Origin of the sequence: Pseudoalteromonas sp. SCSIO 43101, from assembly GCF_023650775.1 — a bacterium.
Lineage (GTDB): Bacteria > Pseudomonadota > Gammaproteobacteria > Enterobacterales > Alteromonadaceae > Pseudoalteromonas > Pseudoalteromonas apostichopi.
This window is the reverse complement of sequence record NZ_CP072673.1, coordinates 2,288,326-2,312,699: the sequence shown is the minus strand read 5'-3', so window position 1 is coordinate 2,312,699 and position 24,374 is coordinate 2,288,326. Positions and strand designations below refer to the sequence as shown.

At 41.2% G+C, this 24,374-nt stretch carries 23 protein-coding genes and 10 tRNA genes; 12 read left to right on the top strand and 21 right to left on the bottom strand.

The features are described from left to right. Window positions 1–77: 77 nt before the first annotated feature. The 5 genes from lnt to miaB are packed head-to-tail and all read right to left on the bottom strand — an operon-like array spanning window position 78 to window position 5,512. Window positions 78–1,625, bottom strand: a complete 1,548-nt coding sequence (lnt, locus tag J8Z25_RS10770; protein WP_250661028.1) for an apolipoprotein N-acyltransferase — start codon at window positions 1,623–1,625, stop codon at window positions 78–80. Next, a complete protein-coding gene (gene corC, locus J8Z25_RS10765; RefSeq protein ID WP_130051171.1) occupies window positions 1,606–2,490 on the bottom strand; it encodes a CNNM family magnesium/cobalt transport protein CorC in 885 nt (294 codons plus the stop codon). Before corC ends, lnt begins: the two co-directional genes overlap by 20 nt. A gap of 22 nt (window positions 2,491–2,512) precedes the next feature. Next, complete coding sequence (gene ybeY / locus J8Z25_RS10760; protein WP_130051172.1) at window positions 2,513–2,968, bottom strand: rRNA maturation RNase YbeY; 456 nt, start codon at window positions 2,966–2,968, stop codon at window positions 2,513–2,515. Further along, window positions 2,965–4,017, bottom strand: a complete 1,053-nt coding sequence (locus J8Z25_RS10755) for a PhoH family protein (RefSeq protein ID WP_054551658.1) — start codon at window positions 4,015–4,017, stop codon at window positions 2,965–2,967. Before J8Z25_RS10755 ends, ybeY begins: the two co-directional genes overlap by 4 nt. A 49-nt stretch (window positions 4,018–4,066) precedes the next feature. After that, window positions 4,067–5,512, bottom strand: coding sequence for a tRNA (N6-isopentenyl adenosine(37)-C2)-methylthiotransferase MiaB (miaB, locus tag J8Z25_RS10750; RefSeq protein WP_130051173.1), 1,446 nt, complete (start codon window positions 5,510–5,512; stop codon window positions 4,067–4,069). Between the two features lie 257 nt (window positions 5,513–5,769). Between miaB and J8Z25_RS10745 the strand changes: the two genes are divergently transcribed. Beyond that, window positions 5,770–6,939 carry an FAD-dependent oxidoreductase gene (locus J8Z25_RS10745; RefSeq protein ID WP_130051174.1) on the top strand — a complete coding sequence of 390 codons (1,170 nt, stop codon included), beginning with the start codon at window positions 5,770–5,772 and terminating at the stop codon, window positions 6,937–6,939. A 260-nt stretch (window positions 6,940–7,199) separates the two neighbouring features. On the opposite strand, the gene J8Z25_RS10740 is transcribed toward J8Z25_RS10745, so the two are convergent. From J8Z25_RS10740 to lolB, 16 genes are all read right to left on the bottom strand, one after another. Then, window positions 7,200–7,274, bottom strand: a tRNA-Gln gene (locus J8Z25_RS10740). A 38-nt stretch (window positions 7,275–7,312) separates the two neighbouring features. Next, window positions 7,313–7,397 (bottom strand) — tRNA-Leu (locus J8Z25_RS10735). Window positions 7,398–7,464: 67 nt separating this feature from the next. Further along, window positions 7,465–7,539, bottom strand: a tRNA-Gln gene (locus J8Z25_RS10730). A 40-nt stretch (window positions 7,540–7,579) separates the two neighbouring features. Continuing rightward, window positions 7,580–7,664: transfer RNA gene (locus tag J8Z25_RS10725), tRNA-Leu, on the bottom strand. Between the two features lie 67 nt (window positions 7,665–7,731). Further along, window positions 7,732–7,806: transfer RNA gene (locus J8Z25_RS10720), tRNA-Gln, on the bottom strand. 40 nt (window positions 7,807–7,846) lie between these two features. Further along, a tRNA-Leu gene (locus J8Z25_RS10715) sits at window positions 7,847–7,931 on the bottom strand. 65 nt (window positions 7,932–7,996) lie between these two features. Then, window positions 7,997–8,073 (bottom strand) — tRNA-Met (locus tag J8Z25_RS10710). Between the two features lie 4 nt (window positions 8,074–8,077). Continuing rightward, window positions 8,078–8,152: transfer RNA gene (locus J8Z25_RS10705), tRNA-Gln, on the bottom strand. Window positions 8,153–8,188: 36 nt separating this feature from the next. Continuing rightward, a tRNA-Leu gene (locus J8Z25_RS10700) sits at window positions 8,189–8,273 on the bottom strand. A gap of 60 nt (window positions 8,274–8,333) precedes the next feature. Further along, window positions 8,334–8,410 (bottom strand) — tRNA-Met (locus tag J8Z25_RS10695). Window positions 8,411–9,029: 619 nt separating this feature from the next. Continuing rightward, the gene (gene ychF, locus J8Z25_RS10690) at window positions 9,030–10,121 is read right to left on the bottom strand and encodes a redox-regulated ATPase YchF (RefSeq protein ID WP_130051175.1); all 1,092 of its coding nucleotides are present in this window, start codon (window positions 10,119–10,121) and stop codon (window positions 9,030–9,032) included. A 34-nt stretch (window positions 10,122–10,155) separates the two neighbouring features. Beyond that, the gene (pth, locus tag J8Z25_RS10685; protein ID WP_082874093.1) at window positions 10,156–10,740 is read right to left on the bottom strand and encodes an aminoacyl-tRNA hydrolase; all 585 of its coding nucleotides are present in this window, start codon (window positions 10,738–10,740) and stop codon (window positions 10,156–10,158) included. A 19-nt stretch (window positions 10,741–10,759) separates the two neighbouring features. Continuing rightward, complete coding sequence (locus J8Z25_RS10680) at window positions 10,760–11,371, bottom strand: 50S ribosomal protein L25/general stress protein Ctc (protein ID WP_130051176.1); 612 nt, start codon at window positions 11,369–11,371, stop codon at window positions 10,760–10,762. 152 nt (window positions 11,372–11,523) lie between these two features. After that, on the bottom strand, window positions 11,524–12,471 hold the full coding sequence (locus J8Z25_RS10675; protein ID WP_130051177.1) for a ribose-phosphate pyrophosphokinase: 948 nt from the start codon (window positions 12,469–12,471) through the stop codon (window positions 11,524–11,526). A 79-nt stretch (window positions 12,472–12,550) separates the two neighbouring features. Beyond that, window positions 12,551–13,417, bottom strand: a complete 867-nt coding sequence (ispE, locus tag J8Z25_RS10670; RefSeq protein ID WP_130051178.1) for a 4-(cytidine 5'-diphospho)-2-C-methyl-D-erythritol kinase — start codon at window positions 13,415–13,417, stop codon at window positions 12,551–12,553. Window positions 13,418–13,419: 2 nt separating this feature from the next. Further along, window positions 13,420–14,007, bottom strand: a complete 588-nt coding sequence (lolB, locus tag J8Z25_RS10665; protein ID WP_130051179.1) for a lipoprotein insertase outer membrane protein LolB — start codon at window positions 14,005–14,007, stop codon at window positions 13,420–13,422. A gap of 83 nt (window positions 14,008–14,090) precedes the next feature. On the opposite strand from lolB, the gene hemA reads away from it, so the two are divergent. The 11 genes from hemA to J8Z25_RS10610 all read left to right on the top strand — a co-directional run bounded on the left by hemA (window position 14,091) and on the right by J8Z25_RS10610 (window position 24,366). Beyond that, window positions 14,091–15,347, top strand: coding sequence for a glutamyl-tRNA reductase (hemA, locus tag J8Z25_RS10660; RefSeq protein ID WP_175580517.1), 1,257 nt, complete (start codon window positions 14,091–14,093; stop codon window positions 15,345–15,347). 7 nt (window positions 15,348–15,354) lie between these two features. Further along, window positions 15,355–16,440 (top strand): peptide chain release factor 1, encoded by a 1,086-nt coding sequence (gene prfA / locus J8Z25_RS10655; RefSeq protein WP_054551648.1) that lies wholly within the window; start codon window positions 15,355–15,357, stop codon window positions 16,438–16,440. A gap of 2 nt (window positions 16,441–16,442) precedes the next feature. Next, complete coding sequence (gene prmC, locus J8Z25_RS10650; protein ID WP_167659221.1) at window positions 16,443–17,285, top strand: peptide chain release factor N(5)-glutamine methyltransferase; 843 nt, start codon at window positions 16,443–16,445, stop codon at window positions 17,283–17,285. A gap of 45 nt (window positions 17,286–17,330) precedes the next feature. After that, on the top strand, window positions 17,331–18,869 hold the full coding sequence (locus J8Z25_RS10645) for a response regulator (RefSeq protein WP_239977903.1): 1,539 nt from the start codon (window positions 17,331–17,333) through the stop codon (window positions 18,867–18,869). A gap of 21 nt (window positions 18,870–18,890) precedes the next feature. After that, window positions 18,891–19,265 (top strand): SirB2 family protein, encoded by a 375-nt coding sequence (locus tag J8Z25_RS10640; RefSeq protein ID WP_130051183.1) that lies wholly within the window; start codon window positions 18,891–18,893, stop codon window positions 19,263–19,265. Between the two features lie 131 nt (window positions 19,266–19,396). Continuing rightward, the gene (locus J8Z25_RS10635) at window positions 19,397–20,224 is read left to right on the top strand and encodes a tetratricopeptide repeat protein (protein ID WP_130051184.1); all 828 of its coding nucleotides are present in this window, start codon (window positions 19,397–19,399) and stop codon (window positions 20,222–20,224) included. A gap of 16 nt (window positions 20,225–20,240) precedes the next feature. After that, window positions 20,241–21,494: a DUF819 family protein gene (locus tag J8Z25_RS10630; protein WP_130051185.1), complete on the top strand. Its 1,254-nt coding sequence runs from the start codon at window positions 20,241–20,243 to the stop codon at window positions 21,492–21,494. A 9-nt stretch (window positions 21,495–21,503) separates the two neighbouring features. Further along, complete coding sequence (kdsA, locus tag J8Z25_RS10625) at window positions 21,504–22,358, top strand: 3-deoxy-8-phosphooctulonate synthase (RefSeq protein ID WP_130051186.1); 855 nt, start codon at window positions 21,504–21,506, stop codon at window positions 22,356–22,358. Between the two features lie 100 nt (window positions 22,359–22,458). After that, window positions 22,459–23,355 (top strand): transcriptional regulator GcvA, encoded by an 897-nt coding sequence (locus J8Z25_RS10620; protein ID WP_063706073.1) that lies wholly within the window; start codon window positions 22,459–22,461, stop codon window positions 23,353–23,355. A 1-nt stretch (window position 23,356) separates the two neighbouring features. Continuing rightward, entirely contained in the window at window positions 23,357–24,001 is a 645-nt protein-coding gene (locus tag J8Z25_RS10615) for an alpha/beta family hydrolase (RefSeq protein ID WP_250661027.1), read from the top strand. Beyond that, window positions 23,998–24,366: a DUF423 domain-containing protein gene (locus tag J8Z25_RS10610; protein ID WP_250661026.1), complete on the top strand. Its 369-nt coding sequence runs from the start codon at window positions 23,998–24,000 to the stop codon at window positions 24,364–24,366. The genes J8Z25_RS10615 and J8Z25_RS10610 overlap by 4 nt, the downstream gene beginning before the upstream one ends. Window positions 24,367–24,374 lie beyond the last annotated feature (8 nt).

The window sequence follows — 24,374 nt, the reverse complement described above, 5'->3', positions numbered from 1 at the left end:
CAATAGTACTTGTTCACTTAGTTAAGCGAATGAGTATAAAACACAAAAAAGGCTTCATAATGAAGCCTTTTATTTTGTTATTTTTTGAGTCTTAAAATCAAACCAACAGTACTGAGTAATATGACTACGGCCCATACTGGCCAATTACCATATTGGCTGTAAATACTATCGCCTTTAATTAAAGTGATATTGGCTTCGAGTACATCCGCTTTAAATTGCGGCATAGCTAATTGTGATTTAGCGATGGGGTCGTAAACGGCACTAATACCATTGTTAGTAACTCGAATTAACGGGCGCTGTAATTCTAGGGCGCGCATACGCGCTATTTGCATATGCTGATGTGGGCCATGAGAGTCTCCAAACCACGCATCATTACTAACCGTAAATAAGATATCAGAATCGCTGCGATAATTACCACGAACTAAATCGGCAAAGGCAATTTCATAGCAAATAGCCGGCAAGATATTTAAGCTATTTGCGCGTAAATTGTTTTGCACTTCATCACCACGGGTGAAAGATGACATCGGCAAGTCAAACAGTGGTGCGATTGGGCGCAGAAAATCTTGAAACGGCACAAACTCACCAATGGGTAATAACTGATGCTTTTGGTAGCGGTTTTTACCTAAATACTGATAATCACCCTCACTGTCTTCTTGTTCTTTTTTACCCAGCACAATCAAAGTATTAAAAATGTTACGCGTGTCGTATTGGTAATCGACGATGCCGGTAATAAGTGCAGTGTTATTAAACGTTGCAGCACTATTGAGGCCTGTTAAATACTCGGTTGATAATGCTTCAAGCTCGGGGACTGCTGCCTCTGGCCAGACAATTAAATCTGCATTCCAATGTAGGCGAGTCATATCTTGGTATTTGCTCATCGTCGTCCAAAACTCAGACGGCTCAAAGCGAAGATGCTGTTTAATATTACCCTGCACCAGTACAGTTTTAATAGTTTTGTCTTGGTAGTGAAGCTGATTGCTGTTTGCAATCGTATATAAGCCTGCTAAAAGAGCCACAGAGGCGATAAGTGGTTTAGTATCTTTGTATGCTATACGATATAAGGCAAACGCAATTAACATGCATACAAGCGTGATACCGAACTCACCAATTACGGGCGCTAAAAAATTAAGTGGGCTGTCTGTTTGCGTGTAACCAAAACTAAGCCAAGGAAAGCCTGTCAGCAATGTGCCACGTAAGTACTCTGTGGTTGCTATAGCGGCTAGTAACCAACAGATAAAGCTATATGGGCCTTTAGCAAGGCGTGTAGTCAGCCAAGCGGCTAATGCAGGATACAGAGCTAAATAAGCACATAGCAGCACCATTAATGATAGTGATGCTATTAACGGCATACCACCAAAGGTCGCTATTGATACATGAACCCAACTTATGCCGGCGCCAAACCAGCCTAAACCAAATATAAAGCCATATTTAGCACTTTGTTTAGCAGCTAATTTACCGTTTGCGAGTGGGTTTATGCAGTAGAGCAGGGCACCAAGAGAAAGAAAAGTTATAAACCATAGGTTATAGGGTGCGTAACTTAAGGTTAAAAAGAGGCCCGCAACAAGTGCGAGCCAGGCTTTTTTATCTTTTGCAAGGTGGCTTAGGTTAGTTAGCAGTTTCTTCACTGTCGTTATCATCAGCCTTTGGAATGGTGACTTGCAATTGTAAGATGCGGCGGTTATCTGAGTTAGTGACTTTAAAGTGTAAGCCTTCTACTTCGATGGTTTCACCACGGCTTGGCATATGGCCAAATGCATGTAAAACAATACCACCTATGGTGTCAGCATCAGAGGTGCTGTAACCGGTTTTAAAATATTCGTTAAAGTCATCAACTTCAGTCAGTGCTTGCACAGCGTAAACGTGCTTTGCAACTTGGCGAATATCTTGTAGGTCTTCACTTTCATCGTGCTCGTCTTCGATTTCACCAACGATGATTTCAAGAATATCTTCGATAGTTACAAGACCAGACACACCACCATACTCATCAATAACGATAGCCATGTGGTAACGTTGTTGACGAAACTCATTTAGGAGCGTGTCAACACGTTTACTTTCAGGCACTACAACCGCAGGGCGTAAATATTCACGTAATGAAGGTAGTTGATCATCTTTATTGATGATCAGTGGTAATAAATCTTTTGCTAATAAAATACCTTCAACATGGTCTTTGTCTTCACACACCACTGGAAAGCGTGAATGTGTTGAATCAACCATCATAGGCAATAGTTCTTCTAAAGGTGTATCAACCTCTAAGGTCACCATTTGCGAGCGTGGGATCATGATGTCACGCACTTTTAGCTCTGATACACCTAGTACCCCTTCAATCATGTCTTTGGTTTCAGGGTCGATAAGGTCGCGTTCTTGCGCATCGGCAATTACTTCTACCAGCTCTTCTCTATTCTGGGGTTCCCCTTGCAACATTTGGGCTATGCGGCCCAGCCACGTTTTGCCAGAAGAACCCTGGCTAGTTTGCGAGTTGTCGTCGCTCATTGCGTCTAATTGCTCCGTTAATTTAAATATCGTCTCGATATGGGTCAGCGATGTTCAGATCGGCAAGTAATTGCTTTTCTATGCTTTCCATTTCAAGTGCATCTTCGTCCTTTATATGGTCAAATCCAAGTAAATGCAAGCATCCATGGATAACCATATGGGCAAAATGGTCGTGAAAGGTCTTTTCTTGATCAATTGATTCGGCTAAAACAATGGCCGGACAAATGATTAAATCACCTACTAAAGGTAACTCAATGCCCGGTGGTGCTTCAAATGGAAAAGATAAGACATTAGTCGGTTTATCTTTGCCGCGGTAATCATTGTTGAGCTGCTGGCTTTGCGCTTCATCACTGATCACTATGGTCAGCTCTGCATCTTCACGGTAATTGCTAAGGGCTTTGTCAGCCCACAGCTGGAATTGTTCAAAGCTTGGTAAGTCGTCAAACTCACAGGCTATTTGTAAATCTAATTCGGTCACGAGTTTGCTTCTTGTTGGTTTGCTTGCGCTTCTTTCGCACGTTGTTTCTCAGCACGTTTTAAACGCTCTGCTTCATCGTTGCGCTCATAAGCTTCAACGATACGGGCAACAACCGGATGGCGCACCACATCGTGTGATTGGAAGAAGTTAAAGCTAATTTCATCTACACCGTTTAATACTTCGATGGCATGGCGAAGACCTGAACGAGCACCACGGGGTAAATCGACTTGTGTAATATCACCAGTAATTACCGCTTTTGAGTTAAAGCCAATACGGGTTAAGAACATTTTCATTTGTTCTGCTGTGGTGTTTTGGCTTTCATCAAGAATAATAAACGCGTCATTCAGTGTACGACCACGCATGTAGGCAAGGGGCGCTACTTCAATCACGTTTTTCTCAATCAGCTTTTCTACTCGCTCAAAGCCAAGCATTTCAAATAGCGCATCGTATAATGGGCGTAAATAAGGGTCGATTTTTTGGCTTAAGTCACCCGGTAAAAAGCCTAGCTTTTCACCTGCTTCAACTGCAGGGCGGGTTAATAAAATACGGCGAATTTCTTGACGCTCTAAGGCATCAACAGCTGCTGCAACGGCTAAATAAGTTTTACCAGTACCGGCTGGGCCAATACCGAAAGTAATATCGTGATGCAAAATATTAGCAACATACACGCCTTGATTATCATTGCGCGGTTTAATAACGCCACGGCGAGTTTTAATCACCATGTCTTTGCCATATACACCTGGATTTTCATCTTGCTCAAGAGCATTTGATTCGCTAATCGCCAAATGTACGGCTTCAGGTTCAATTTCGCCAATCAGGCCGCGAATAGGTTGAGTTTCAATATAGAGGTTTTTTAGGATCTCAACAGCCGCAGCTGCAAGGTGCAGTTTACCGGTTACTCTGAAGAAATTATCACGGTGTGCTATCTCAACACCAAGGCGGCGTTCAATTTGCTTAATGTTTTCGTCAAACGGACCACATAAAGATGAAAGGCGTTTGTTGTCGGCGGGTTCTAAATAAATCTCTAATGTTTTTAACTGATTACTCAAAATTGCTTCCTATTGATGGGTGCAGGCAGTGCCTGCACCAAGTGTCACCCTAAGGTACGAAAGTAGCAACGCCAATTTCGTTAGGGGCCGCAGCGGCCTCAGCTTCAGCAGCTTTACTTAAAATAGCTGAAGGTGCCACATCACGACGTAAGTTCATTTCTGATTCTGTACGAATTAACTCACCACGTAAAGAGTTTGGCAATGCTTCTGTAATACGTACATCAACGAATTGACCGATCACTGAGTGAGGGCCTTCAAAGTTAACCACACGGTTATTCTCGGTACGGCCACGTAATTCCATAGGATTCTTTTTAGAAGGGCCTTCAACTAGAATACGTTGTTCAGTACCAAACATTTGTCGGCTGATTTGTTGTGCCATTTGCGTAATACGATTCTGTAGAAGGTATAAACGCTCTTTTTTCTCTTGCTCTGTCACATCATCAGGTAAATCAGCAGCAGGAGTACCAGGTCGCGCACTGTAGATAAAGCTGAAGCTCATATCGAAACCAATATCATTAATTAGGTTCATGGTTGCTTCAAAGTCAGCTTTACTTTCGCCAGGGAAACCAATGATGAAGTCAGATGACATGCTTAGGTTAGGGCGAATTTTACGTAGCTTACGGATTGTAGATTTGTACTCAAGTGCAGTGTGACCACGTTTCATTAAATTAAGAATACGGTCTGAACCACTTTGTACTGGTAAGTGTAGGTGATCAACAAGCTCAGGTACGTCTGCATACGCATCAATGATATCTGGCGTAAATTCTACAGGATGCGATGTGGTGTAACGAATACGGTCAATACCGTCAATTGCAGCTACATAACGTAGTAGGTCAGAGAAGTAACAAATCTCACCGTCATGAGTTTCACCGCGATACGCATTTACGTTTTGTCCAAGTAGGTTCACTTCACGAACGCCTTGCTCTGCAAGTTGTGCTACTTCAAGTAATACGTCATCAAGTGGACGGCTTACTTCTTCACCACGCGTATAAGGTACTACGCAGAATGTACAGTATTTAGAGCAACCTTCCATAATTGATACAAACGCAGTAGGGCCTTCCGCTTTTGGCTCAGGTAAACGGTCGAACTTTTCAATCTCTGGGAATGAAACGTCAACTACCGAACTGCTGTCGCCACTTTGCACTTGCTTAATCATTTCTGGTAAGCGGTGTAATGTTTGCGGGCCAAAGATTACATCAACAAACGGCGCACGTTGACGAATCGAGTCACCTTCTTGCGAGGCAACACAGCCACCAACACCAATGATTAATTCTGGTTTGTCGTCTTTTAACAGTTTCCAACGGCCAAGCTGATGGAATACTTTTTCTTGTGCTTTTTCACGGATTGAACAGGTATTGAGTAAGATCACGTCTGCGTCTTCAGCTTCTTCAGTTAACTGATAGCCGTTAGTCGCATCTAGTAGATCAGCCATCTTCTGAGAGTCGTACTCGTTCATCTGACAACCCCAGGTTTTAATATGCAGCTTTTTACTCATTGAAATATAGCCTCGTTTTCAATTCGGTAGTGACACAAAAATGTGTTAGAAACAGGATTAAGTGGCAGTATGCCGACCTAAAGGACGCGTATTTTAGCTGGATACCCGCACAGATCCAAGTATAGTTTTTATCTTTGTGGTGTGAAATCAAACAAGTTACTGTTTTGAAATTCATAAGCGGTAAATGCACTGACACGCAATATTGAATTACGTTACAATTTGTCGCGTATTTTAATAGCCAAATGAGCGAATATTAAATGAATAAAAATAAGGTAATAATTGTCGGTGGTGGCATGGTCGGCGCTGCTACAGCGGTAACACTGGCTAAACAGGGTAGGGATGTCACCGTCATTGAAAAGCACCTTATCGATGCTGATCACATTCTTAGTTCAGATAAAGTAGATATTCGCATTTCGGCTATTAATCGTTTTTCAGAAAATTTACTCGACGACCTAGGTGCAATGCCGTTACTTAGGCAAAATCGCATCGCGCCTTATCAACAGCTTGAAGCCTACCAGCAGCAAGACGAGAATCTATTGTTTGATTGCAAAGATATTGGCGAAACACATTTAGGTCATTTAATAGAAAATAATTTAATACAAGCCAGTCTTTGGCAACAATTTGCTAAGTACAACATTGAAGTAATAGAACAAACGTCACTAATTACAGATATTAGTCAAACGCCTGATGCAATTACCTTACATTATGGTGATACTAAATATACCGCTGATTTAGTTGTTGCTGCAGATGGCGGACAGTCCCAATTACGTACCAAAGCTGGCTTAGGTGTAACGGGTTGGCAGTACGGCCAACACTGCATGGGGGTTTTAATCAAATTAGATGCACCGCAGCAAGTAAAAACATGGCAACAATTTACCCCAACCGGACCTGTGGCATTTTTGCCAATGCAGGCACCGTATGCCAATTTAATTTGCTATCACGACGCTGCGGTATTAAAGCAATGGCATAAACTCTCAAATGAACAACTGAAAGCAAAGCTTATAGAGCACTTTCCTGAGCTACCTGGCGACTTTGAGGTACTTGAACATGCCGTTTTTCCACTTGCACGCCAACATGCTAATGATTATTCACAGGGGCGTTTAGTTTTGGTTGGCGATTCGGCTCACACAATAAACCCACTTGCAGGTCAGGGCGTGAACTTAGGTTTTCAGGATGTCGTAGCGTTGGCTGATATTTTGGCAGAACAACAGGATGTTGGTCACCATGATTTATTAAAACGCTATGAGAAAAAACGCCGTCACGCTAATTTACTAATGATGAGTATGATGGATGCGTGTTACTTTGGCTTTTCAAATGAGGTTAAACCACTTAGCTGGGTGCGCAGTAAGTTTTTAAAGCTTGCAAATAATACAGGTCCTGCAAAAAACTGGGTGTTAAAGTATGCTATCAGCGGGACATTAGATTAATACAAATTCGTAATCAATACTAACAAGCGGGTTAATGAAAATTAGCCCGTTTTTTATGTAGATATAATCGAGTACAATTTTGAAGAAATTAGAAATTAGAAATTAGAAATTAGAAATTAGAAATTAGAAATTAGAAATTAGAAATTAGAAATTAGAAATTAGAAATTAGAAATTAGAAATTAGAAATTAGAAATTAGAAATTAGAAATTAGAAATTAGAAATTAGAAATTAGAAATTAGAAATTAGAAAGGGAAGTTAGTTGGCTGGGATACCAGGATTTGAACCTGGGAATGGCAGGATCAAAACCTGCTGCCTTACCGCTTGGCGATATCCCAACGCTAAACTTGAAGAGTTTTAGTTCTACTTAAGAACATGGTGCGGAAGGAGAGACTTGAACTCTCACAACCGAAGTTACTGGAACCTAAATCCAGCGCGTCTACCAATTCCGCCACTCCCGCATCAAAAGGGTTGCTACTTTCAACTCTTAGCTAGAGACATTCTTCAACACTTTCTTGGTAGAGAAAGTGGCTGGGATACCAGGATTTGAACCTGGGAATGGCAGGATCAAAACCTGCTGCCTTACCGCTTGGCGATATCCCAACAAAGAATAATTTGATAGTTTTGGTTCTTATCAAGAACATGGTGCGGAAGGAGAGACTTGAACTCTCACAACCGAAGTTACTGGAACCTAAATCCAGCGCGTCTACCAATTCCGCCACTCCCGCATCAAAAGGGGTGCTACTTTAAACTCTTAGCTAGAGACATTCTTCAACACTCTCTTGGTAGAGAAAGTGGCTGGGATACCAGGATTTGAACCTGGGAATGGCAGGATCAAAACCTGCTGCCTTACCGCTTGGCGATATCCCAACAAAGAATAAGTTGATAGTTTTGGTTCTTATCAAGAACATGGTGCGGAAGGAGAGACTTGAACTCTCACAACCGAAGTTACTGGAACCTAAATCCAGCGCGTCTACCAATTCCGCCACTCCCGCATCATTTGTACTTAAAAGTACTGGTAGTTATTTTAAACTCCTGTAGAGCCATTCTAAAGAAAGAATGGTGGCTAAGACGGGATTTGAACCTGTGACCCCATCATTATGAGTGATGTGCTCTAACCAACTGAGCTACTTAGCCATTGTGGCTGGGATACCAGGATTTGAACCTGGGAATGGCAGGATCAAAACCTGCTGCCTTACCGCTTGGCGATATCCCAACAAAAGCTTGATAGTTTTAGTTCTTATCAAGAACATGGTGCGGAAGGAGAGACTTGAACTCTCACAACCGAAGTTACTGGAACCTAAATCCAGCGCGTCTACCAATTCCGCCACTCCCGCATCATTTGTACTTAAAGTACTGGTAGTTATTTTAAACTCTTCATTGAGCAACAAAAGGAATGGTGGCTAAGACGGGATTTGAACCTGTGACCCCATCATTATGAGTGATGTGCTCTAACCAACTGAGCTACTTAGCCATCTTTTTTGTTAGCACTTCATCGCTGAGTGCGGGGCGTATTATGCTGATATGACCTAAATCCGTCAACACCTTTTTTGCAAAAAAACGCTTATCTGTGTTTGTTTGCGCTAAAATTAAGCTAAGTGGCTAAATTTCATTTGAATTGCTGTTTTTTTGACAGCTATTTGCCAATTTAAAACTGCAATCTGCTTTGAGGTTGTTATTACACTGATTTAAATCTGATTGATTTTTAAACAAAAATCAAGTTGCAAAATTAGTTAGTGTGTTCTTTTAGGCTGTTTAATCGCATAAAAGTCAAAGTTAAGGGTTTTCAATAAGCACTTTAGCTAAAAATAGTTTGCACTTTTACCTATTATTGGTTCATTAATTCAGCAATAGGGTAGATTGAATTGATACTGACCTTATTAACTTTCTGGTTAAACTGTTGTTGAGATCAGCTTGCTTAACTCATATGTGTAAAAATACGATTTGCAATCAATACACGTAAATTAAAGAACATTAATCCCCTAAAGTGACAGGCATCTTTAAGACTAGCACTATCTACAAAGCTAGCAAAACTTAGGTAATAAAAAAGGCTCGTAATAACGAGCCTTTTAAAATAAAACTAGCGAAAATGCTTATACGTTAAATAAGAAGTTCATTACATCACCATCTTTAACGATGTATTCTTTACCTTCTTGGCGCATTTTACCTGCTTCTTTAGCACCACTTTCACCTTTAAACGCAATGTAGTCATCAAATGCGATAGTTTGTGCACGGATAAAGCCACGCTCAAAGTCAGTGTGGATTTTACCCGCAGCTTGTGGCGCAGTTGCACCTACAGGGATTGTCCATGCACGTACTTCTTTTACGCCTGCAGTGAAGTATGTTTGTAATTTAAGTAACTCGTAACCACCGCGGATCACTAAGTTAAGACCTGGCTCTTCTAAACCTAAGTCAGCCATAAATTCTAATTTATCTTCTTCTTCAAGCTCAGATAACTCAGATTCAATAGCAGCACATACTGGAATAACAACGGCATCTTCTGCAGCAGCAATTTCACGTACTTTATCTAGGTAAGGGTTATTTTCAAAACCATCTTCTGCTACGTTAGCAATGTACATAGTTGGTTTAATTGTTAAGAAGTTAAGAGGCTTAATTGCAGCCTGTTCTTCTTTTGTTAGTTCTAAAGAACGTAACGTTAAACCTTCATCTAGATGTACTTTCACTTTTTCTAAAACAGCATTTTGTTCTTTAGCGTCTTTGTCGCCGCCTTTAGCTTTTTTAGCATTACGTAAAATGGCTTTGTCAGCACTGTCCATATCAGCCAGTACTAATTCAGTGTTAATTACATCAATATCATCAGCAGGGTCAATTGTGCCAGCAACGTGAACAATGTTTTCATCTTCAAAACAACGAACAACATGACCAATCGCATCTGTTTCACGAATGTTTGCTAGGAACTGGTTACCTAAACCTTCACCTTTAGATGCACCTTTTACTAGACCGGCAATATCAACGAATTCCATCGTCGTTGGTAAAATACGCTGAGGATTTACGATAGCGGCTAAATCATTTAAGCGCGCATCAGGAACCGGTACCACACCCGTATTTGGTTCGATGGTACAGAAAGGGAAGTTAGCGGCTTCAATACCCGCTTTAGTTAGTGCATTAAATAGTGTTGATTTACCAACGTTTGGCAAACCAACGATGCCACATTTAAAACCCATAGTAAGATACCTTGTGTAATTTCATTAAAACGGATTAAGGTTTAAATGAATGTAGTCTGTTTTGTGCTTTTAACACACCATCTTTTGCAAGTATTTCCATACAACGAACTGCTTCGTCAACGGCGGCGTCCATTTTTTCTTGATCGTCTTTCGCAGCTTTACCTAGCACCCAGCCTGTTACCATTTCTCGGTGACCAGGATGACCAATGCCAATACGAAGACGCATGAAATCTTTTTGGTTTGCCATTTTCGCAATAATATCTTTTAAACCGTTGTGACCGCCGTGGCCACCACCTTTTTTAAGTTTTGCAACCCCTGGTTCTAAGTCCATTTCATCGTGTGCAACGAGAATGTTCTCTACAGGAATTTTAAAGAAATTAGCGAGACTACTCACCGCTTTACCACTTAAATTCATATAAGTCGTAGGGATCAGTAATTTAAATTCTTGGCCTTGAATAATCACTTTGCCAGTGAGGCCGTGATATTTTGGATCATGTTTGAGTGTGCAGTTATAACGTGCAGCCAGTTCTTCGATGAACCAAGCACCTGCATTATGGCGTGTATTTGCGTATTCGGGGCCTGGATTAGCCAGGCCCACAAGCATTTGAATAGAATTCAAGGTGTTTACACCTTAAAAATTATTCTGCAGCGTCTTCTGAAGCTTCGTCTTCAGCAGGAGCTGCTTTGTTAGCTTTGATAGTAACAACTGACTGATCGTGATCAGCGCCTTTAGCTAGCTCTACAGATGAAACACCTGAAGGAAGTTTAAGGTCAGAAAGGTGGATTGAATCACCTGCTACTAGATCAGCAACATCAACTTCTACGAACTCAGGAAGTGACTTAGGAAGACACGTGATTTCGATTTCAGTTAATTGGTGAACAACTGTGTTGCCTGCTTTAGTTACTTTGTCTTCACCGATGAAGTGTACTGGCACTTTAGTGTGAAGTTTGTGAGTAGCATCTACACGTTGGAAGTCTAAGTGAGTGATCTTAGGCTTGAACGGGTGACGTTGAATATCTTTAAGGATAGCTTCAACTGACTCGCCACCGATGTTTAAAGTAAGGATATGCGTGTAGAAACCTTCGTCTTCTTGCGCTTTGATCATATCTTTGTGTGCAAGAACGATTGATGCAGCTTCTTTGTCAGCACCGTAAAGGATTGCAGGAACTTTATCTTCACGGCGTAGGCGGCGGCTCGCACCAGTACCTGTTTCTGTACGTAATTCTGCATTGTATGTGTAAGTTGACATAATGTCTCCAATAATTAATAGTCTTAGGGCCTTTGCGACCAAGGTCCCCAGCCAAAAGGCGCGCTATCATACCACCCCTTTCAGGGAAAATAAATAACGACTACAAAAAAAGCACCTAGGCGGTGCTTTTTATAGTATTTCAGTGACTTTGATTAGTGTTCAAACATCGCTGAAATAGATTCTTCGTTGCTGATACGACGGATTGTTTCAGCAAGCATATCTGCAAGCGTAAGCACTTTGATTTTATCAATTGCTTTAAGCTCATCAGTTAATGTAATTGAGTCAGTTACGATAACTTCGTCAATCACTGAATTACGGATGTTCTCAGCTGCATCACCTGAAAGCACAGGGTGAGTTGCGTAAGCAAATACGCGTTTTGCACCGTGCTCTTTAAGTGCTGCCGCTGCCTTACATAAAGTGCCACCAGTATCGATCATATCATCAACGATGATACAGTCACGACCTTCAACGTCACCAATAATGTGCATTACTTGTGAAACGTTTGCTTGCGGACGACGCTTGTCAATAATAGCAAGGTCTGTGTCGTTTAATAGCTTAGCGATTGCACGAGCACGAACAACACCACCGATGTCAGGAGAAACAACCACAACATCATCGAAGTCGCGTTCTTTCATATCTTCAAGTAGCACTGGGCTACCAAATACGTTATCCACTGGTACGTCGAAGAAACCTTGGATTTGTTCAGCGTGTAAATCAACCGTCAGAACGCGGTCAACCCCAACACTTGAAAGGAAATCTGCAACTACTTTAGCTGTGATTGGAACACGCGCAGAACGCACGCGGCGGTCTTGACGTGAGTAACCAAAATAAGGAATAACTGCGGTAATACGTCCAGCAGATGCACGACGTAGGGCATCAACCATAACGATAAGCTCCATCAGGTTATCGTTAGTGGGGTTACAGGTTGATTGGACAATGAAAACGTCAGAGCCACGAACATTTTCATTAATTTGAACACTGATCTCACCGTCACTAAAACGGCCAACAACAGCATCGCCTAATTCAATATACAAACGTTTTGCAACTTTTTGAGCTAGCTCAGGTGTTGCGTTACCAGCGAAGAGCTTCATGTCAGGCACGGTAGGGTTCCTCAGGCACTGAATTTTGGGACTAACAGGCTATGGTAGGCACCAAAGCAGGTTAACATTTACTTGTACGTTACTTCATTTCAAAGTGAGCATTTAATGCTGTATGAGCAGGTGAAAGTGTAGCACTACTTGCAACAAAACCTGTCCATTTTTCTGGTAATTGAGCTAAAACTTGTTGTGCTTCTGCCTCGGTTGAAAACTCAGCAAAGCAGCAAGCGCCTGTACCAGTCATCTTTGACGGTGCGTATTTTAGCAACCACTGCAGGGCTTTTTCAACCTCGGGGCAGAGCTTTTTAACTAAAGCCTCACAATCGTTGCCTAAATTTTCTATTTGCCAGTCTGCTTTTAGCTTGGGAGTGTCGCGTTTTAAATCAGGGTGAGTAAAAATTTTCGCGGTGCTGACATGTTCCCCTGGATGAATAACACAAAACCAGCTTCGCGGTAATTCAACATTTTCTAACTGCTCGCCAATACCATGAGCAATCGCGCTGTGACCATTAATAAACACCGGAACATCGGCGCCTAATGTTACTCCAAGTTTTGCTAACTCTGCGAGTGATAAATCACAGCCCCATAGCTTATTGAGAGCTAATAGGGTAGTGGCCGCATCGGATGAACCACCACCGACGCCACCGCCCATAGGCAAGCGTTTTAATAATTCTATAGAAACGCCTTGTTGGCAATCACAATGCTGTTGTAATAAACGGGCTGCTTTGTATATAAGATTGTCTGTTAACTCAATGCCGCTGGTATCACCCTTTACATTTATGTCCAGATCATTGGTCACTGTAAATGTTAAGTCATCACCAAATTCTAAAAAGGTAAATAAAGTTTCTAGTTCATGGTAGCCATCTTCACGGCGACCATTTATATGAAGAAATAAATTAAGTTTTGCTGGTGCTATTAAAGTTAGCGGGGCGGTTGAAGCTTGCGTCATTATTAATTTAACTGCCAATCATTAAGTTGAATTTTAATACGAATTTTTTGGTTTTTAAGGCTTAGCTTAACAGGAAGCCAATAGCCATTATGTTTGATGTAATTTGAATAGCTAATCTGCCATTGCTGACCATCTTGAGCTTGCCATATAAGTTTTTTTAAACGACCTTGCTCATCAAAGCTGGCTTGTTCGTTTTCTACAGTTCCTTTTAGCCATTTTGCCGCGTTATCTAATGGGATTGAAAAACCTGTTAGGCGATATAATAACATTGAGGCATCACTATCTGTATAAACATCGCCGTCATATTCAAGTTCAGCACCTTGTGCATTTTGTTTTAAAGAAAGGATGCGAGTACCAATAAAACTGGTGAGTACCATTTCACTGTGCTGCTCATCGTGCTGCCAATTTAAATTGGCGGATTGGCGTTGCTCTGTACTAATAAATGCCATTTTGCCTTGTACTTGCCACTGAGCTTGTTGTTCTAATCGGCTTTTCCAGTCGGGATAAATGTAATCAACTGTTGAAATTTTTTGCGCACAGCCACCTATAAATAAAAAAAATATGAATAAAATCAAATATTGTTTAATCAAATGTCGTTCCTTACTTTCCATATTCCGCTGATTTTTGGTAAAATTAACGCCTTTACAGCTGGGCTTAGCAATATTTGGTACATATGACCATCGTAGCACTTGGTATAAATCACAAAACCGCATCCGTAGAATTACGTGAAAAAGTCGCTTTTTCGCCAGAGCAAATGTCTGAGGCGTTGCAGCAATTAAGTGGTCACTCGCATTTTAATGAGGCGGTTATTGTTTCGACCTGCAACCGAACTGAAATCTATTGTAGCCTTGCCGAGCGTAATTCCCAAACCCTGTTGCACTGGTTAGCCAGTTTCCATGGGTTGGATGAACAGGAACTGAGCAATAATGTTTATTATCATGAAGATCATGAAGCAATTAACCATTTAATGCGGGTTTCATGTGGTTTAGATTCGTTAGTACTCGGTGAGCCGCAAATTTTAGGGCAAATAAAGCAAGCTTACCATAATGCGAAAACCCATGATGCGATAGGTGTAACCTTCGACCGTTTATTTCAAAAAACATTTTCAGTTGCAAAACAAGTTCGTACCGAAACTGATATTGGTGCCAGTGCGGTATCTGTTGCTTATGCAGCTGTTAATCTTGCTAAGCACATTTATGGCAAATTAGATAAAACCAATGTATTGCTTATTGGGGCAGGTGAGACGATAGAGCTGGTTGCTAAACACTTATACCAAAATGATCCGCAAAAAATAACAGTTGCTAACCGTACTATTGAACGAGCTAAAACGTTAGCAGATGATGTTAATGCGGATGTCATTGCATTAGCTCAGTTACCTGAGCGTTTACATGATGCAGATATTGTAATTAGTTCAACCGCCAGTACTTTGCCCATCATTGGTAAAGGGGTAGTAGAACAAGCGCTGAAAAAGCGCCGTCACAAACCAATGTTATTTATTGATATTGCAGTACCACGTGATATCGAGAGCCAAGTAGGCGAATTAGATGCGGCCTATTTGTATTCAGTTGATGACTTACAAGCCATAGTAAGCGAGAATATCGCCGCCCGTGAGCAGGCTGCTGAGCAAGCACAAGCTATTATTCGCTCACGTACCGATGAATTTGCTATGTGGTTGCGTTCACTCGATTCGGTGGATTTAATTCGCCATTATCGCAACGATGTACAAGATATAAAGTCAGAACTTGTCGAAAAAGCCTTAGGCCAGCTGCAAGCAGGTAAAGAAGCTGAAAAAGTTATACTCGAGTTGGCAAACAAACTGACCAACCGCTTGATGCACGCACCTACCCGTGCCATTCAAGATGCTGCTAAAAAAGGTGAAGCAGCGGAGTTAAGCCAATTAAAGAAAATGTTAGGTATTGATCAGGAATAGTCGTTAAATGAAAGAGTCTGTTTATAGAAAATTAGAAACCTTAGTTGAGCGTTATGAGGAAGTGCAAGCGCTACTAAGCGACCCCTCTGTGATCAGCGACCAAAATCGCTTTCGTGCCTTATCTAAAGAATACTCAGAATTAGAAGAAATCGTAAAAGCATTTTTAGCTTACCAACAAGCACAAGATGATGTTGCTACTGCTGAAGAAATGTTAAAAGACTCTGATCCTGATATGCGTGAAATGGCGCAAGAAGAATATAAAGAAGCAAAAGCACAAATAATTGCTTTAGAAGACGAAATCCAAATTCTAATGTTACCTAAGGACCCTAAAGACAATAATAACGTCTACCTAGAGGTTCGTGCCGGTACCGGTGGTGATGAAGCTGCTATCTTCGCAGGTGACTTATTCCGTATGTACAGTCGCTACGCTGAAACTAAAAAGTGGAAGGTGGAAGTCGTTAGTACTAATGAAGGTGAGCACGGCGGTTATAAAGAAGTGATTGCACATATCTCAGGTGAAGGTGTTTATGGTCAGCTTAAGTTCGAATCAGGTGCGCACCGTGTACAACGTGTACCAGAGACAGAATCGCAAGGCCGTGTTCATACATCTGCGTGTACTGTAGCAGTCATGGCTGAAATCCCTGAAGCGGAAGCAATTGAGATTAATCCTGCGGATATTAAAGTAGATACTTTCCGTGCATCGGGTGCCGGTGGTCAGCACGTAAATAAAACTGACTCAGCAATCCGTATTACGCATATTCCAACGGGCGTAGTTGTAGAGTGTCAGGATGAACGTTCACAGCATAAAAACCGTGCTAAAGCGATGTCAGTACTTGGTGCGCGCTTACAACAAGCTGAAGATGAAAAGCGTCAAGCGGCTGAAGCATCAGAGCGTCGTAACCTAGTAGGTAGTGGTGACCGTTCTGAGCGTATTCGTACTTATAATTACCCGCAGGGTCGTATCACAGATCACCGTATTAATTTAACGCTTTACCGTTTAAATGAAGTAGTTGCAGGTGATTTGGGCAGTGTTATTGAACCTCTAATGCAAGAACACCAAGCTGATTTACTTGCTGCGATGGGCGATGAATAATCGTGCCGCAAAGCATTGAACAAGCAATTGTTGCTGCAACGGCGTTATTAACGCCTAGCAGCGACAGTGCTAAGCTAGACGCACAAGTCCTCTTATTATCCATTCTTGATAAACCACGCAGTTACTTATTTACCTGGCCAGAAAAACAACTTACCGAACAGCAACAACTTGATTTTGAAAAAGCATGTCAGCGCCGTTTAAATGGTGAACCTGTTGCTCACATTGTTGGCTTTCGTGAATTTTGGAGCCTTCCTTTGAAGGTTAACCCAACGACTTTGATCCCAAGACCCGATACCGAAACTTTAGTTGAGTATGCTTTAGGTCTTGAATTACCTGCTGATGCCAAGGTGCTTGATTTAGGCACGGGAACAGGGGCAATTGCCTTAGCATTAGCCAGTGAAATGCCAAGTTGGCAGGTGACAGGGGTTGATAGAGTTGCTGATGCAGTTGAGCTTGCCCAAGAGAACAAACAACGACTTAGTATTAACAACGCCACTTTTACGTTGAGCAATTGGTTTAGTGCAGTAAGTACAGAAAAGTTTGACCTAATTGTCAGCAATCCTCCGTATATTGAACATGATGATGAGCACTTAAGCCAAGGTGATGTTCGCTTTGAACCGCTCTCTGCATTAGTTGCAGATGATGACGGTATGGCTGATATTAAACAAATTATTACTAGCGCGCGTGACTATTTAACGACAAATGGCTATCTTTTAATTGAACATGGCTACAAACAAAGTGTGAAGGTACAAGAATTTTTTGCACAAATGTCGTATAGCCATATACTTACAATTAAAGATCTTGGCGGTAATGACCGTGTAACCTTAGCACAATGGCCTAAATAATCATGAAGAGCACTGTGCGTACATAGCCTTTGAGGGTCCCATACAATGGATGATTTTTTGTTTTCGGATGAAGCACTTGATGAAGTTAATGAGGTGGTTCAGGGTAGTTGGAAAGTCATCATCGTCGATGATGAGCCAGAAGTACATGCCGTAACAAAGCTTGCGTTGAGTGACTTTGAATTTCAAGATAAACGCTTAGAGTTTATTAGTGCCTATTCGGGTGAAGAAGCCAAAGAGGTAATTGAGCAGCATCCAGATGCTGCCATCGTATTACTTGATGTGGTAATGGAAACTGACGACGCAGGCCTTAAGGTTGCTAAGTTTATTCGCGAAACTGCAAAAAATAATCACATTCGTATCATTCTTCGTACCGGTCAGCCAGGTCAAGCACCTGAGCGACAAGTGATAGTTAACTACGATATCAATGACTACAAGTCAAAAACTGAGCTAACTGCACAGAAACTTTTTACCGTGGTTATGTCGAGTTTACGTTCTTACCGTGACATTTTATCGATTGAGCAATCTCGTCAAGGCCTTGAAAAAATTATTAAAGCATCACGTGATATTTTCTCAACTCATTCACTTGAGAGCTTTATTGAAGGGGTGATGCAACAACTCACCTCATTACTCGGTACTGTAGATCAAGCAATGTATGCAACAAGCTTAGTTGCCAGTAACCCGCAGGATAATCAAAAGAAGTTAGTGGTATTTTCGGGGCGTGGTGAGTTTGAACGTAGTGAAGGTAAGGCTATCGAAGAAGTCCTAGATAATGAGCAGTTGCAAGCCTGCCAGCAAGCATTGAACGAAAAAACCATCGTCTACCGTGAAAATTATTTATTTGCTTATTGTTGTAGTGAATGTAATCACAACTCGATGTTATTTATTTCCGGTATCCCTAAGCATTTAACAGACACTCAGCGTCATCTGATTGAAATTTTTTCACAAAATGTGCAGTTGGCGTATGAAAATGTACAGTTACAATCTGAAATTGAAGCAACACAGCAAGAGTTAGTATTTAGGCTTAGTGAAGCGTTAGAGCAACGCTCAACGGAAACCGGTAACCATGTAAAACGTGTTTCGCACATTTGCTATGAATTGGCCTTGGGCTATGGTTTACCCAAACGCGAAGCTGAACTTATTCGCTTAGCAGCGCCCCTACATGATGTAGGTAAAGTGGGTATTCCTGATGCAATTTTAAATAAGCCAGGGCCGCTCACCGACGAAGAATGGGCTATCATGCAGCAGCATGCTGAAAAAGGTCATTTAATTTTAAAAGATTCAAATCGTGACATTGTTAATACAGGAGCCATTATTGCTTTATCACATCATGAGCGTTGGGATGGTTCAGGCTATCCGAAAGGTTTAAAAGGTGAGGAAATTCCAATTGCAGGTCGCATTGTAGCATTAGCTGATGTGTTTGATGCGCTTCGTCATAAACGCTGTTATAAAGAGCCGTGGTCACTTGAAGATGTAATCAAGGAAATTAACTCGCAACAGGGCAAACAATTTGATCCGAAGTTAATTGAAGTGTTTAATCAGCGGGTTAAAGAAATAGAAGACGTACTTGTACGTTATCCAGATTAATTAAAACAAAATTAGGGGCATATGGATTATTTAGCAGTAAAACATACTCACATGCTGTTTGCCGTGTTGAGTATTATCTTATTTTACGTTCGTTCGTTTTCACGCTTAAAATCGGGCACTTTGGCAAAAAATAAAGTGGTATTTATTGGTAGTCATAGTATCGACACTTTACTGCTAGTTTCTGCAGTGGTATTGATTGTGATGGCAGGATTTAACCCTTTAGAGCAGTCTTGGTTATTAGAAAAGATAATCTTAGTTATTGCATACATTGTGTTAGGTGTTGTTGCTGCTAAGCAAAATGCAAAAAGTGCGAAGCTCGTATTACTTGTAATCACCACACTCATCTTATTGGCAATTGGCTATTTAGCCTCTGCTAAAACGGCACTTCTTCTTTAAGAATTTCTAAGCGGTATTTGATGGCCTAGGTTGTCATACCGCTTTTTTATATCTCATCGCTCAGTATTGGTAACTTAGGGGAAAAGTAGGTAAACTAGCTGTTCGTTTTTGTAAGAGATGTAGCAGTATAAATGACCACCCCTTGGTTTGAAGATCAAAATGAATCCTATCAAGAAGAGGCCTTTGACGCATTTTCTTCGAAAGTGCTTTATCGTTGTATCGACGCTGAATTGAAGTGGGATCATCAAGCTGATTTAACAGCCTGTTATGACACCCTCAATGAGCTTGAAGACACGGTAACAGCTCTTTGCGCTGAATTAAAAGAGCCACATGAGCGTCTCGATAAGTTACTTGATACCTTTTATCAACAATGGCTATTTAGCTCATCAAGCTTAAAAGTGCCTGAGTATACGTTAAATAGTTTTAGCTACACCATTACCATGCGCAGTGGTACACAAACCACGCTGGCAGTTTTACTTTGTCATTTATTGCAACATGCTGAATTGGACGCGACTGTTACTCTTAGTCAAGGAGACGTGCACGTTCATGTTGGTATGAGTGATGAAGAAGGTTATTTAATTGAGCCCAGCACGGGACAGCAGAGCTGGTATATAACACCAGAGAATGCGTGTGAAGAAAATGGTGATGAACAAGAACCTCTTGAGCTGATTTTTGATGAAGAGCTATATAAATTATATTTAGCTCAGCAAAAATGGTCTTTTATTAGCGAAAGTAAATTTGGTCATGCTTTGCATTGTGTTGAAATGTTGATGGAATTACTTGGTGATGACCCTTATGAGCGTCGTGACCGTGGTTATTTACTTAATCAGCTAGATTGCCCAAAAATGGCCCGCGATGATTTGCAGTACTTTATTAACGAGTGCCCAGATGATCCTGCTATCGAAGTTATTCAGCATCAAATTGCTGAAATAGAAGACAACAATAATACACACCACTAATTTTAAAGGAACATTTATGACTGACGCCCACAGTGCGCTAATTACCAATGACGCAGTCGTACTTGGTTTGCTTGCCGTTATTTTGGGGTTTATTTTTAAAACCTCTCACAGTAATAATGCTGCGTGCCAAAAATTTTATAAATACGTACCGGCATTATTACTTTGCTACTTTTTACCATCATTACTGAATACCTTTGGTATTGTTGATGGTCACTCTTCAAATGTTTATTTTGTTGCATCACGTTATTTACTGCCAGCCTGCTTAATATTGCTGACCATTAGTATTGATTTAAAAGCCATTATTAACCTTGGTCCTAAAGCATTAATAATGTTTTTAACGGGTACCATGGGTATCGTTATTGGTGGACCACTCGCTATCTTAGTAATGAGTGCGGTTTACCCTGAAGCTGTCGGAGGCCATGGCCCTGATGCTGTATGGCGCGGTATGACGACCATTGCTGGTAGCTGGATTGGTGGTGGTGCAAACCAAGCATCAATGAAAGAAATGTTTGAAGTGGGCGGTGATATTTTCTCTGCAATGGTAACTGTTGATGTCATCGTGGCGAACTTATGGATGGCGGTGTTGTTATTAATGGCAGCTAATCATAAGGCGATTGATGCCAAAACCGGGGCAGATACTCGTGCAATTGAAGATTTAAAAGAGCGCGTTGAAAAGTATCATGCTGAGCATGCGCGTATGCCAACCTTAAATGATTACATGACGATTATTGCTATTGCCTTTGGTATTACTGGCCTTGCTCATTTTTGTGCAGACTTTTTAGGTCCGTTTTTTGGGGCTAATTTCCCTTGGGCGCAAGAGTATAGTTTAAATAGTAAATTCTTTTGGTTGATTGTTATTTCTACCACCATAGGTATTAGTTTATCATTTACTAAAGTTCGCCATATTGAAGCCTTTGGTGCTTCAAAAGTAGCATCAAGCTTTTTATACATTCTTGTTGCTTCAATTGGTTTACATATGAATATTACCGCGATTTTTGACTCGCCAATGTATTTTGTACTGGGCGCGATTTGGATGATTACTCATGCAAGCTTAATGTTAATCGTCGCGAAACTAATTAAAGCACCACTGTTTTATATGGCAGTAGGCTCTCAAGCGAATGTAGGCGGCGCAGCATCTGCACCTGTTGTTGCATCAGCATTCCACCCGTCTCTCGCGCCAGTAGGTGTTTTACTTGCTGTTTTGGGTTACGGTGTAGGTACTTACATGGCTTATATTTGTGGATTAATGCTTCAAGCTGTTGCACCTTAAGGAATAGAAATGAACAACCAGTTAATTAAAATTAACGACATTGAATTAGCCAACAACAAGCCATTTGTGCTGTTTGGTGGTATGAATGTACTTGAATCACGTGATTTAGCGATGCGTATTGCTGAGCATTACGTAGAAGTAACATCAAAGCTAAACATTCCATATGTGTTTAAAGCATCTTTTGATAAAGCAAACCGCTCTTCAATTAATTCATACCGTGGCCCAGGTATGGAAGAAGGTTTAAAAATCTTTGAAGAAATTAAATCTACTTTCAATGTGCCTTTAATCACTGATGTACATGAGCCACATCAAGCCGCACCTGTGGCTGAAGTTGTTGATGTTATTCAATTACCTGCTTTTCTTGCTCGACAAACTGATTTAGTCGTTGCTATGGCAAAAACTGGCGCCATTATCAACGTGAAAAAACCACAGTTTTTAGCGCCACATGAAATGCGCCATATCATTAAAAAGTTTAATGAAGCGGGCAACAACAACGTTGCGCTGTGTGAACGTGGCACAAGCTTTGGTTATAACAACCTAGTGGTTGATATGCTAGGTATGGATGACATGAAGCCTATGGCGCCGGTTATCTTTGATGCAACACACGCATTACAGCGTCCTGGTGGTCGTGCTGACTCTGCGGATGGTCGCCGTGCACAAGCTGCAGAGCTTGCGCGTAGTGGTATGGCATTAGGTATTGCAGGTCTGTTCATTGAAGCACACCCTAATCCTAATGAAGCAAAATGTGATGGTCCTTGTGCACTTGCACTAAGTAAACTAGAAGGTTATTTATCGCAAATGAAAGCGGTTGATGACTTGGTTAAGAGCTTTGCACCACTAGATACTAGCGCTAGTGACTTGTAATCTTGCTATTTAAGTATGAAAAAGGCGACCATGGTCGCCTTTTTTTATTTGTATCGCTATAATCGACGCATAAGAAAAACTAATTCTAAGCTTGGTGATTATGTCTCGTCGTTTACCTCCCTTAAATGCGCTAAAAGCATTCGAAGCTGCGGCTCGTCATTTGAGCTTTACTAAAGCGGCAGAAGAGCTGTATGTAACGCAAGCAGCTGTGAGTCACCAAATTAAAACCCTAGAAGAGCATTTAGGTTTAAAACTGTTTTTGCGTAAAAATCGCTCTTTATTGCTGACCGAAGAAGGGCAAGGTTACTTTTTAGATATTAAAGAGATTTTTACCCAGCTGATTGATGCTACAGAAAAGTTGCTTGCACGAGGTGCGAAAGGTTCACTTACAGTGAGCTTAACGCCAAGTTTTGCGATTCAATGGTTAGTGCCCAGACTTAGTTTATTTAATGAATTACACCCTGAGATTGATGTGCGAATTAAAGCGCAAGATCAGGATGAGAATTCCCTTTCTGACGATGTCGATATTGCCATTTATTATGGCCGAGGTCACTGGAGTGGGGTGCAAACTTATAAGCTGCACACTGAATATCTGGTGCCTTTATGTAGCCCATTATTATTAACAGGCCCTAAGCCACTCAATCAACCAAGTGATTTGGCGAATCATACGTTATTGCATGATACGACCCGTAAAAATTGGAAAACTTGGATGAAAACGGCTGGTGTGCGTAATGTGCAAGTTAACCAAGGGCCAATTTTTAGTCACTCATCGATGGTATTACAAGCTGCGGTGCATGGTCAGGGTGTTGCTATTGGTAATAGCGTATTAGCTAAACCTGATATTGATGCAGGTCGACTTGTCATACCGTTTAATCACTCATTAGAAAGTAAAAATGCTTACTATTTAGTGATCCGCGAATCGCAAACAGAGCTTGGTAAAATAGTGTCTTTCAAAGACTGGATGCTGAGCTTAGTAGAGCAAGAACAAGAGTATTAACATGTTACAGTGGTTTAAAAGTGCAACGGGCAGTGCCCGTGCACAGTTTATATTTGCACATGGTGCAGGGGCGGGCAGCGACTCTGAGTTTATGCAAACAATGGCTAAACTTATTAGTCAGTTCAATATTGATGTGGCGTTGTTTGATTTTCAATATATGCAAATTGCAAAAGAGACAGGCAAGCGAAGACCGCCAGAGCGTGCTCCTAAGTTGCTTGCATACTTTGCAGAGGTGCTGAGAGAGAGACAGCCAGAGCTGCCTTTATTTATCGGTGGTAAATCAATGGGGGGGCGTATGGCTTCTATGCTTTGTACCGAGCAGAGCCTAGCTAAAATAGCCGGAGTTGTGGCTTTTGGTTATCCGTTTCACCCACCAGGAAAACCTGAAAAACTTCGTATAGAGCATTTTGCAGACATACCATGTCCTTTTTTAGTTCTGCAAGGTGAGCGCGATACATTTGGAAATCAGCAAGAGCTCGCTGATCTTAAAATGATTAATCCGCCAGAAATCAAATTTCTCAAAGATGGTGATCATTCACTAAAACCACGTAAAAAAAGTGGAATTACTGAAGAAGAGAATCTACAGCAAGCTGCGGATTATGCAGCAAAGTTTATTATTAATTTAGTGGCAGGAGATGAGCAATGATCAAACTATATTTAATGGTTGGCAGCTTATTCTGCATGCTTTCGGTGATGCTTGGTGCATTTGCCGCTCATGGTTTAAAAAACCGTGTCTCGGAATACGCAATTGGGATTTTTAAAACAGCTGCTGAGTATCAAATGGTGCATGGCCTTGCACTTATAGCTATTGCTATCTTAATTAAGTGGGGCATGAACCTAAGTTGGGCTGGTGGATTTTTTATAGCAGGTACGTTTCTATTTAGTGGTAGTTTGTATTTACTCGCATTAACGGGCATGAAATGGCTTGGGCCTATCACCCCTATTGGCGGCGTTTGTTTTATTATTGGTTGGGCTATTTTGTTAGTTCAAGCCGCACGATATAAGTTTTAAGGGTTATC

Excerpts from the sequence above, each read along its gene's own strand:
- corC (WP_130051171.1), bottom strand. The coding sequence starts at position 2,490 with ATGAGCGACGACAACTCGCAAACTAGCCAGGGTTCTTCTGGCAAAACG.
- miaB (WP_130051173.1), bottom strand. The coding sequence starts at position 5,512 with ATGAGTAAAAAGCTGCATATTAAAACCTGGGGTTGTCAGATGAACGAG.
- J8Z25_RS10745 (WP_130051174.1), top strand. The coding sequence starts at position 5,770 with ATGAATAAAAATAAGGTAATAATTGTCGGTGGTGGCATGGTCGGCGCT.
- ychF (WP_130051175.1), bottom strand. The coding sequence starts at position 10,121 with ATGGGTTTTAAATGTGGCATCGTTGGTTTGCCAAACGTTGGTAAATCA.
- J8Z25_RS10680 (WP_130051176.1), bottom strand. The coding sequence starts at position 11,371 with ATGTCAACTTACACATACAATGCAGAATTACGTACAGAAACAGGTACT.
- ispE (WP_130051178.1), bottom strand. The coding sequence starts at position 13,417 with ATGACGCAAGCTTCAACCGCCCCGCTAACTTTAATAGCACCAGCAAAA.
- hemA (WP_175580517.1), top strand. The coding sequence starts at position 14,091 with ATGACCATCGTAGCACTTGGTATAAATCACAAAACCGCATCCGTAGAA.
- prfA (WP_054551648.1), top strand. The coding sequence starts at position 15,355 with ATGAAAGAGTCTGTTTATAGAAAATTAGAAACCTTAGTTGAGCGTTAT.
- J8Z25_RS10645 (WP_239977903.1), top strand. The coding sequence starts at position 17,331 with ATGGATGATTTTTTGTTTTCGGATGAAGCACTTGATGAAGTTAATGAG.
- J8Z25_RS10640 (WP_130051183.1), top strand. The coding sequence starts at position 18,891 with ATGGATTATTTAGCAGTAAAACATACTCACATGCTGTTTGCCGTGTTG.
- J8Z25_RS10635 (WP_130051184.1), top strand. The coding sequence starts at position 19,397 with ATGACCACCCCTTGGTTTGAAGATCAAAATGAATCCTATCAAGAAGAG.
- J8Z25_RS10630 (WP_130051185.1), top strand. The coding sequence starts at position 20,241 with ATGACTGACGCCCACAGTGCGCTAATTACCAATGACGCAGTCGTACTT.
- kdsA (WP_130051186.1), top strand. The coding sequence starts at position 21,504 with ATGAACAACCAGTTAATTAAAATTAACGACATTGAATTAGCCAACAAC.
- J8Z25_RS10620 (WP_063706073.1), top strand. The coding sequence starts at position 22,459 with ATGTCTCGTCGTTTACCTCCCTTAAATGCGCTAAAAGCATTCGAAGCT.
- J8Z25_RS10615 (WP_250661027.1), top strand. The coding sequence starts at position 23,357 with ATGTTACAGTGGTTTAAAAGTGCAACGGGCAGTGCCCGTGCACAGTTT.
- J8Z25_RS10610 (WP_250661026.1), top strand. The coding sequence starts at position 23,998 with ATGATCAAACTATATTTAATGGTTGGCAGCTTATTCTGCATGCTTTCG.